Genomic DNA, 10284 nt, shown 5'->3' with positions numbered 1-10284 from the left:
GACCAATCATGCCGACGTTCGTACCGCCTCTCGAAACGAGAAGCGTTCCAGTTCCAGAGATACCCCTTCGTATGACCTCTGCCACTGGCGTTTCGGCGTCGATAGAACCGCCATCACAGGCGACATTTGCGGAATGGACGATCTCCGAGTTTGATTGCATGATGTCGCCGGCAACCAACTTGTCCAAGAGGGTGACATGGCTCACGAATTCTCGAACGTAGGGTGTCGCAGGTCTCAGTAGAATATCCTGCGGCGTACCGATCTGTTCCACCTTTCCTTTGTTCATGATCGCAATGCGATCACCTAAACGCGCGGCCTCCTCAATGTCATGAGTGATGAATACAGTGGTTTTTGTCGCTTTTGCCGAGATCTCTATGAACTGATCCTGTAGCTGCCTTCTGATAATGGGATCCAACGCGCTGAACGGTTCGTCCATCAGCAGAATTTCCGGATCTGTTACCAAGGCGCGCGCTAGACCCACACGCTGCTGCATTCCACCGGACAGCTCGTCCGGATAGAACGCGCCCCACTGTGGCAGGTGAACCCGTTCCAGCGCCTCTTGGGCAAGCTGACGCCGCTCCGCCCTCTTGACCCCGCGTATTTCCAGGCCCAGCGCGACATTCTCCGTCACCGTTCGGTTCGGCAGTAGTGCGACATGCTGGAAGACCATGCCAATCTTTTGCGAACGCAATTGCAGCAGACGTGCGTCGCTCAGCTCTTTGATAGATACCCCATTAATAATAACCTCTCCGGCGGTGGGCCTAATCAGGCCGTTAATGTGGCGCAGCAGGGTGGATTTCCCGCTTCCGGAAAGGCCGATGATACAAAATATCTCGCCTTCATTTATGTCGAAGCTAACGTCTTCGACGCCCACGACATATGGGGGTGCCGGGGCGCCGCACAGACGTGATCGTTTTATCTCCTCCAGCGCATCGCCTTCGCGCGCCGCGTAGACCTTCCAGACGTTTTTGAACTCAATCTTCTTGACTGACAATTTCGAGGTCCTAAACCAAGCGTGGGGGACAAAGGCGCCTTGGTGGTGCTGGCCTCTATGGCTTGGCTGCTTTCAGCGCCTCGCTTACCCAGCCGTCGAACGCAGCGCGGTTTGCCTTGAGCCAATCTTGCGTGTGGCGCTCAATATCCTCGGGAGACTTCTCGCCTTGTTCAATGAGGCTGTTCTCAGCTTCAATGTCCGCGACTGGCACCGTGGCGAGTTCGAAGAATTTCCTGGCTGCGGGATTTTTGTCCAAAAACTGATTGTTCGCGAGTACACGAATCGTATTAGGGGCAAATCCAGTGTTCGTGCCGTCCGGAGATTCCGTGTTCGCGTTCGGGTCGTCGGGGCTTGCAGAGAAGGGCACGCTGAGCCAAACGACATCCGTTCCAGGCTTCAGACGATTATTCAGCCAATTTGGCGACCACGTATAGTACACAATTGATTGACCATTCTTGTACCTTTCCAGCATATCAGCCACCAGAGCAAAGTACTCGCCCTGGTCATGATGGATTGTATCCCGCAATTTATAGGTCGTCATATGATGCTCAATTATCCGCTCGCATCCCCAACCTGGGTTGCATCCCACGAGATTGGCCTTCCCGTCACCATCACTATCGAAAAGTGCTGCAAGCTTCGGGTCAGAGAGCTGCCCGATGTTCGATATGCTGTATTTGTCAGCTGTGCGTTTGTCGATAAGATATCCCTGCTTCACGTTGGGCGTGAAGTTTCCTAGCCGCGTCATTACCTTATCGCCACCAGCATTCTCGAAGAACGCGTCATGAAGGGGTTGCCAATGGTGCACCGTGTAATCGACGTCGCCGTTTGCTACAGCGATGTGAATTGTGGGATAGTTCGCTATCTGAGGCTCCTCAACCGTATAGCCGAGTGCTTCTAGCCCATGCTGAACAATCAGGTGTTGGAACACCGAGGTGTAATCTTCGCCTTTAATCTGTCGGACTACTATCCCTTTTCCTGGGAGATCTTGAGCCAAAACGCCGGGTGCGAGCGCGACGGTGAACACCGCAACGGCGGTTGCCAATTTTTTCAAAACTGACGTGATCATTTCATCCTCCTTGAGATCTGCTTATTGTTGTTCATTTTGTTCCACGGAACAGGAAGCTCAGGATCGCGAGAGGCCGCGATCCTGGCCCTGTGGCGCCAACACGCTGTCTGGTCGTCTGCGCAAACGACTGTGATAGGCGGTCGATCGCAATCGCCAGCATCACAATTCCAAAACCCCCAACGGTTGCCTGGCCGAGATCTAAGCGGCCTATACCGCTCAACACGAGTTGCCCCAGCCCTGGAACAGAGATCATCGAAGAAACAACCACCATCGACAGGGCAAGCATGATTGTCTGATTGACGCCAGTCATTATGGCCGGCCGCGCCTGTGGCAACTGAACCTTAAACAGGACCTGCCAATCATTCGCTCCGAACGCACGAGCGGCTTCAACGAGATCGTGACTGACCTCACGAATGCCAAAGTTTGTCAGTCTGATCACCGGGGGGAGCGCATATATCATCGTAACGATCGCACCCGGGACCTTGCCAATGCCAAACAGCATCACAACTGGCACCAGATAAACGAATGAGGGGATCGTTTGCATGAGATCCAAAACAGGCCTCATGCCGGCTTGGACCTTGTCACTACGCGACATGAGGATTCCGAGAGGAATGCCGATGATAAGGCATGCGAGAACGCAGCTTACGACGAGTGATAGCGTCGTCATCGCCTCTATCCACGCGCCGATGAGGCCGATCACGATCAACGGCATGACCACCGCTACCGCCACGCCAGCCCCACCTGTCTGCCACGCGACCAACCCGACAACCACGAGCAAAACAGTTGGCGGACAGCTCAGCAATGCTTGTTCCACGGCGTTGAGAAGAAGCTGAAACGGAACCTTGATAGACTGGAACACCTCACGATAGTTTGACGTGACCCAGGCCATTCCGCTGTTAACCCATTCCCTGACCGGAATGTCGATTGAGGCAAATGGGTCAAAAAGGTCAATTCTTTCGGGCATCGCGACCACTCCCGGCTTCAAACAATGCGCCCGCCCCCATACCACCACCAACACACATTGTGACGACAAGGTATTTGCCACCTCGTCGGGACAACTCAATAACTCCGTGGCCAGTCAGGCGAGCACCTGTCATTCCGTATGGATGTCCAAGGGCAATCGCGCCACCGTTCACGTTCAACCGTTCAGAGGGAATCTCCAATCGATGCTGACAGGGGAGAACCTGGGCAGCGAAGGCCTCGTTGAGCTCCCATAGGTCGATATCGCTGGTTGCCAAGCCCGCCTTCCTAAGCAGTGGCGGCACCGCGAATATCGGTCCTAATCCCATCTCGTTCGGCTCGCATCCAACGACCGAGTATCCCCGAAAAATGCCCAGGACGGGGAGCCCCGATCGCGCCGCGTAATCCGCGTCAGCTAGAACGCATGCTGATGCGCCATCAGACATCTGGCAGGCGTTTCCGGCCGTAACCGTGTACTCACTTCCGAGGATCGGCTTAAGTCCGCTCAAGGTTTGCTCGGTTGTGCCAGGCCGGATGCCTTCATCTTTATCGACGCTTGCCGAACCTGCAGGGTACAGTTCGTCATCTATGGTGATCGGCGCGATCTCGCTGCTGAATCGACCTGCTTCCCGCGCGGCCGAAGCGCGACGTTGGCTTTGCGCCGCATAAGCGTCCTGATCTTCCCGTCTGATCCCGTATCGCTGAGCGACGACTTCAGCGGTATGGAGCATGGGCATGTAGATTTCGGGCTTGTGGGTTTTGAGCCATGGCTCGGAGATCCAGCCTTGACGTATCTGCTCGTTATCCACAAGGCTAATTGAGTCCACCCCCCCCGCAACACCGATGTCAATCTCTCCACAGGCGATGCGATGAGCAACCTGAGCGATTGCCTGCAGCCCGGAGGCACACTCTCGGTTTACAGTTGCAGCCGCAACCGAGGTCGGCAGACCTGCGCGGATTGACGACAGCCGGGCAATATTTCGTCCCGCGGCGGCTTCAGGCAGTGCGCATCCAATGATCGCGTCTTCGACTTGACCAGGTTCAATTCCAGCACGCGCGACAGCGTGGGAAATAGCGTGCGCAGCCAGCGAAACGGGATGAACCGCGCGCAGCGCTCCCTTGTACGCTCTGCCGACGGGAGTCCGAGCTGTTGAAACGATAGCTACCGTTCGCATCTTTCACCTGACATCCGCAAATCGCATACCGCTCTTGGCAAGGAATGCCAGTAGAGGGGCAGGCTCCCATAGCACCGGGCCGTGTTCTTCTCGAAATTCGATGACCCGCTCGTAGACTCGTTTTGGACCCAAATGATCGGCCCAGAACATTGGACCTCCCTTGCGACGTGGAAAGCCCAGCCCATTCATCCAAACGACATCGATGTCTCCGGAACTCCTCGCTATGCCGTCACCGAGCAGCCAAGCTGCGTCGTTAACCACAGGCAGCAGGCATCTTTGCAGTATCTCGTCATCGGAGATGTTCCGTCTTTTGAACCCGAGCTCGGAGGATGTCGACTCGATCAACGCCGCGACCTCGATGTCCGGATGCGCCTCGCGCTGTCCCGGCTCATATCTGTACCAACCTTTGTTTGTTTTCTGACCATAGCGGCCAGCTTCGTAGATCCGGTCCGCGACGTGCGGATAACGCATTCCGGCGGGATATGACGCCGCCTGCCTTACATGATAGCTGATATCGTTTCCGGCCATGTCGTTCATCACGAATGGCCCCATCGCGAACCCAAACTCTTGAAGCACTCTGTCGACCTGTTCCGGAAGGGCGCCCTCTTCCAACAGAAAGAGTGCTTCGCGTTGGTACCCGGCAAGTAGTTTGTTAGCTACAAACGCGAACTGGTTGCCGACAACCACCCCGATCTTACCAATGTGCTTGGAAACAACTCTCAGTTGCTCAATAGTCCCTTCCGCTGTCTCCCTGCCTGAAACTATTTCAACCAGCTTTAGGAGATGAGCAGGGCTGAAGAAATGCATCCCAGCAATGTTTTTCGGCCGCCCTGTTGCAGCTGCAATCTCATCGATATCAAGCGATGATGTATTTGTGACCAAAGTCGTGTTGTTTGGACATATGCTGTCTAGCTTGGCGAAGATCCTTTTCTTTAGTTCAAGGTCTTCGGAGACCGCTTCGACAACCAGATCGGCCTCATCTAACGCCTCCATATCGCCAATCGCTATGATATTGTTGCGTGCAATCTCGGCCTGCTCCTGAGATATTCGACCACGCCGAACCATGGATTTCAGCGACGCACCAACGGCCTCAAGGCCCTCGGCTAGCCGATCTCCAGCTTGATCGTGAACCAACACCTTCAAGCCGCCTGTCGCAAAGCTGATAGCAATTCCGCGACCCATGAAGCCGAAGCCCACCACTGCAACGCATTTCGGAAGACTTATGGTGTCGGACCCAGACCGGATATGAGGCAGATCAGTTGCAAGCTCGACCTTGCTTGCATGTAATAGTGCTATTGTCTCGGCTTCCGCGAGCAGCTTTTCGTTGTGTCGGTTTTCAATGGCGATGTTTTCTTCGAGGGAAGTTGACTGGGCTCCCATGACGCATTCCATAGCCAGTTTCCCAGCCGGCGCCTTCAAGGAAGCTGGAAACGATTGCTTGAAATCCTCAATGATATCCTGCCGACTTTTCTCAGTTGGGCTTTTTGAACGCCTCGGACTGCGATCCGTCCCGACCCGAATTGCCTCATCCACCAACGCTTCACGGCTGCTGACCAGTTCATCAACCACTCCGAGCGCGTGCGCGGCATTTCCGGTAATGTTCTTCCCCCCGACGATCATTTCAAGGGCGCATTGCAATCCTGCCAATTCACTCAGATGAAGAGCGGCGGCACCTGAAGGAACAAGCCCCCATGTCGCCTCGGGAAACGCAAGCTGTACGCTCGGTGTCGCAACCCGCGCGTGGCAGGCGAGCGCTATGGACAGAGCCTCCCCAATAGCACGACCCTCAAGAGCCGCGACAATGGGGACCGCAGACGCCTTAATCGCGGTTATCAGTTCCGGCAAGCCGCTAAAGTCTGTCTTCCCTGAGCATCTTGAAATGTCAGTTCCAGAAGAGAATTCCGGCCCTGCGCCCGTCAGAATGATCGCATCGATGCCTTTGCTCGTCGCAAACCGCTCGATCAGAATTTTCAACCGTGCACGAGCAACGGCAGTGATCGCATTCACCGGAGGATTGTCTAAATAGATGACCGCAGCCCGACCAAATAGTTTGTAGTGAGGGGCACCCAACATCAAGCATTCTCCAGCAAAGCGATCTACATATGACGGCGCTCGCAAAACCAGTTTAACACGAGCTCCATCGGTCGAGATTAGACCGCGCGATTAGGATCGCATTGACACGTTCAGCCACTTTTTTGACATCTGCCGCCATCGACACTTGATATTGCCGTTTTGCCCTAGGATGCGAGCTCGAGGCGGAAGCGAGGGCGGGCGATTTGCCCCCCAAGCACTGGGATATCCGAGGCGAAGGTGAAGTCCACCAGCGCCCTCTCCCGACGCGAAGTCATCAAGGTAACGCCGAAGGATGGAAGAATGAAGCGCCGTCGCCGACGAGATTCTGAGGCGGATCACCCGCCTCATGGCATCGAGCAGGAGAGCGGATAGGCCCCGAGTTGCGCCACGCGGTGGGCAGGCAGTCTCGGCCCGATGCCCAACGCTGCTCAGGCCAACACTGCCGCGGTTCTCACCGGTCGGGCAAAGTCTGATGACGGCAGTGCTCGGAAAGCCGGTGGTGGGACGAGCTACAGCACGACGTCCCTAGCTTAGCCGTGATTGGCAGTCTGGTGGACGAAAAAGCTCCTGGAGTATCTCGCACAATCCACTTGTCCCGTCGGCGAGACCGAACACAGCATCTTCAATACGTGTCATTCTGCCGGCCTCAAGCGAAGTGCTAGCCAGCGCGCGATACTTAGAACGTAACTCATCGGTCCGGAGCGGACATTCCGGGTCACCGCGTGGTGTCGCTGGATCTGAAGCTAGCCGGCGTCCGTCCGTCGTGGTGACGACGACCTCAGCCCATCGCTCCGCCGGAAACACGTTGCTGTAGGGTCCGTGCTCCACCAGTACAATGCGCTTTTGCAGGGCGGCGGTGAGCGGGTCGGTCAAACCACGTCCGGTGATTTCTTCGGTGCCCACCTGCCCGTGGGCCAGCGCGGCGGCGACGGGGAAGGCTGTGGAATACTGCGCGGCATCGGTCTCGGTCGGCACCCGCGAGCCGAGGGCGACGGCCGCGGCAAATGTTCGGATCTCAACCCGCTCGATCTGTTGTGGCGTAAGCGCGTGCCGGTGCTTCAGATCGAGCGCGGCATCAATCGCCGGATGCGCCCAACGGCATACCGGATATGGCTTGAAATACTGCTCCTCGATGCGCCAGCACACGCCCAGATCGGCCCAAAGCGCCCCCGCCTCTTCGCTCTCGATTATGGCGGCCGGGGCGCCCGTAAAGCCCTGCCGCGCAAGGTGGGCGGCAGAGACACCAACCATTGCGCCCCAACCGGAACCGTCTTTCACCATGGTCGGATGAGCCACCATGCGCATCATGGGACTGCGCGGACCGTAATACTCAGCAATCCCAAGCGCATGCCGAAGCTTCTCCTGGCCTAGACGCATCAGGCGCGCTCCCAGTGCGGCGCAGGTGATGGAGTTCCAGGATCCCGATGAATGGAAATCGGAGGTGCTCGCATGCTGTGCAATCCCCGCGCGGGTGCCGATCTCGTAGCCTTGCACCAACAGCGTGAGAAACTCGCGGCCGGTGGGCGTCACGACTAAGTCCTGAATCAGCGCGAGAAGCGCCGGAAGCACGGCGCATCCGACATGCCCTTTCACCAGACGATGACCATCATGTGCATCGATGGCATCGATTGTGATGCCGCCGGCCAGCGACGCGCCGACCGCGCTGCATCGACGTCCGTCGAATAAGAGACTTGCTCCTAAGGTTCCAGCACCGGCGGCGAGAAATGTGGCCGAGAAGTCACGAGCAATTTGAGACGCAGGAGTGAGCGCGCCGGCGGCAGCGGTGCCAAGCAGGTCGATGAGACAGCGCTCGGCTTGCGCGACGACCGTTTTCGGTAGGTCCTCGAACTGAAGTTCGAACAGAAACGCGGTTAGGCGTTCAAGCGCCGCGCTCATCGCCCCCTCCACACGAGCTTGCGCTTCGCAGCGATTGTGAGCGTCGAGGGTAGCAGGGCTGCCTGCCTATTTCTTGGTATTTTGGGTTAACCATGAGGATTCTACCGGTTAGGTCCAGACACTTTCGCTTTTTCTCGGGCGGCGGCTTCTCCGTGGGCCGAGATCTGCTCCGGTGGAGCGGGTCGATCGTCATTATCTTCGGGCGGACCACTGGCTGCCGGCGATGTGCCTGCACCGTCCAGCTATCCGGTTCTGGCAGCTCTGGCCGTCCGGGAAGGTTCCCACAACCCGAGCGCGGCGGTCGGTCCAAATCTCCAGCCAACACGACTGTTGGAGAAGCTGTAGTAGCTAAGCGTCTCCATGAGCGTCTCGACCGTCCTGTCGCCTAGCACTCCGGGCAACAGCGCGAAAGTCGAAAGAAAGTAGGTTCAGGCGCGAGCCGTCGAGCGTGATCAGCTTCACCCCCGCTTGCACCGTCCGGCAATTCGCCTTCATGACTCGTCTAATCCTTCGGCAGGAAAGGCTTGACCCGCATGCGCTCCCCTTCTCTACCGCGCAGCAAATCAACCAAAGCTTGGGGGATAGGCGCCGGCCGATAAGTGGTCCGGTCGAAACTCACCCAAACGATCTCGCCCGAGCTGAGCAAAGTCTCACCGTCCCTAGGGTAGATCTCGAGGGCGAAGGCAAGGCTCGTCCGTCCGGTCCAGGATGCGCGGGCGAAAATCTCCACATCGTCATCGAAATGGAGGGGGGCCTTGAGCTCAGCACTGATCTTGACGGTGTGGAAATCAATATGATCTTCACGATCCACGAGACGGACCCTGAGTGCCCGCATGTACTCCCACAATGCGAGACTGAAATAGTTGACGTAGTTTGCGTTGAAGACGACTCCCTGTGCATCAACCTCCGCCCAGCGGACGCGAAGCGGGATTGAGAACGTGAAATCCGTCTTAGCCATTTCAGACCGCTGCATGACTGATGGTCGGCTCGGTGTGGTGCCCGTACGGGGCACTCATCGAACGTAAACTTGCTTAACGGGCGATGCTGTCGCGTCGCTGGAGCTGGGCTCAACGGTAGTTTCCCCACCTACCCCAAACCTTAAGAACGCTAACGCGACTCCTGCGATGCCCAACGTCACTTTTATAGTAATCGCTCCAACGCGGTGATCTCGGGCGTGAAGCCTGCACGCATCATGGACCACATATGCATTGGTGCAGCTCTGCCCCCAATCTAAACTTGCTTTTCTCCAGGCGTCGGTCGAACCGTTGCGGTCGCGCGTATATCAGCCTAACAACTACAGGCAGCCAAGCCACGGTATGACCGAGAATCACCGCGCCAAGCGACAAGGAGACTTCCAACTGCTTCAACACAGTAATATTGCCAACCCTGTAATCAGTACTGGTATTATTAGCGGTATGTGTTCCAGCAATTCCTTCCCTCGTCGGCCAGGTGGGCTGCCCGGGCGGTGCTCGCGCGCGATGGCAATTCACACGCGCCCTATCGAGCATAGTTAGATCGTGCTACGCGAATCGCGTTGACAGTTTCGGTCAGATCGTTGACATTTACCGCCATTGCCCTCTGGTATGCTGACTGAGGCGCGATTTCCACCTTCTATAGTCAGCCGTCTGAGCCACAATCACAGTGATACCTCCTCATCGAACACCTTGCCGTCGCACTTCGTCAATCGCCCCGCCATGCAATGACGACCCGCTTGACGGTGCAGTTCTTCAACGACGGCGACGCCGCGCCTCCGTGGCTTTGCCGTCTTTGAATTCGGGACAAGAGTCATGCTGTAAACCGCACGGCTGCTTTATGGGACTGGAGCATCACCAGCCCGTCGGTGTATGATCGGTCCCAGCTTGGCAAGTTGCCGAGGCCGGTTACGTTGGCCCTGCAACTTCTATTAATCGCTCAAGCTTGCGCGGCTCTGGCCCGATCATGCTGATGACTATAACGTCAGATAAAGATGGGCACTTCTCACGCGGAATTTAGCGACAATTACACGCTCAGGCAAATATACTTCATTTCAGTATAATGATCGATTCCGTATTTCGAACCTTCACGGCCTATTCCCGACTGCTTGATGCCGCCAAAGGGCGCAACCTCAGTGGAGATCAGCC

At 56.7% G+C, this 10284-nt stretch carries 8 protein-coding genes; all 8 read right to left on the bottom strand.

Annotated elements, in window-relative coordinates; translation table 11 throughout:
* On the bottom strand, positions 1–994 hold a 994-nt coding region (locus EN749_RS21785), incomplete at its 3' end, for a betaine/proline/choline family ABC transporter ATP-binding protein (protein WP_128363938.1).
* Between the two features lie 55 nt (positions 995–1049).
* Positions 1050–2060, bottom strand: coding sequence for a glycine betaine/L-proline ABC transporter substrate-binding protein ProX (gene proX / locus EN749_RS21780; RefSeq protein WP_095521169.1), 1011 nt, complete (start codon positions 2058–2060; stop codon positions 1050–1052).
* A gap of 31 nt (positions 2061–2091) precedes the next feature.
* Positions 2092–3024, bottom strand: a complete 933-nt coding sequence (locus tag EN749_RS21775; RefSeq protein ID WP_095521168.1) for an ABC transporter permease subunit — start codon at positions 3022–3024, stop codon at positions 2092–2094.
* Positions 3008–4195 carry an acetyl-CoA C-acyltransferase gene (locus tag EN749_RS21770; protein ID WP_095521167.1) on the bottom strand — a complete coding sequence of 396 codons (1188 nt, stop codon included), beginning with the start codon at positions 4193–4195 and terminating at the stop codon, positions 3008–3010. The genes EN749_RS21775 and EN749_RS21770 overlap by 17 nt, the downstream gene beginning before the upstream one ends.
* 3 nt (positions 4196–4198) lie before the next feature.
* Complete coding sequence (locus EN749_RS21765) at positions 4199–6268, bottom strand: 3-hydroxyacyl-CoA dehydrogenase NAD-binding domain-containing protein (protein ID WP_095521166.1); 2070 nt, start codon at positions 6266–6268, stop codon at positions 4199–4201.
* A 525-nt stretch (positions 6269–6793) separates the two neighbouring features.
* Positions 6794–8164 carry an MmgE/PrpD family protein gene (locus EN749_RS21760; protein WP_128363937.1) on the bottom strand — a complete coding sequence of 457 codons (1371 nt, stop codon included), beginning with the start codon at positions 8162–8164 and terminating at the stop codon, positions 6794–6796.
* A 502-nt stretch (positions 8165–8666) separates the two neighbouring features.
* On the bottom strand, positions 8667–9122 hold the full coding sequence (locus tag EN749_RS21755) for a thioesterase family protein (RefSeq protein ID WP_165778568.1): 456 nt from the start codon (positions 9120–9122) through the stop codon (positions 8667–8669).
* A gap of 1040 nt (positions 9123–10162) precedes the next feature.
* On the bottom strand, positions 10163–10284 hold a 122-nt coding region (locus tag EN749_RS21750; RefSeq protein ID WP_128363623.1), incomplete at its 5' end, for an aldehyde dehydrogenase family protein.

Source organism: Mesorhizobium sp. M7A.F.Ca.ET.027.02.1.1, from assembly GCF_004022985.1.
In the GTDB taxonomy this organism is placed as follows: Bacteria; Pseudomonadota; Alphaproteobacteria; order Rhizobiales; family Rhizobiaceae; genus Mesorhizobium.
This window is presented reverse-complemented; position numbering and strand designations above follow the sequence as displayed.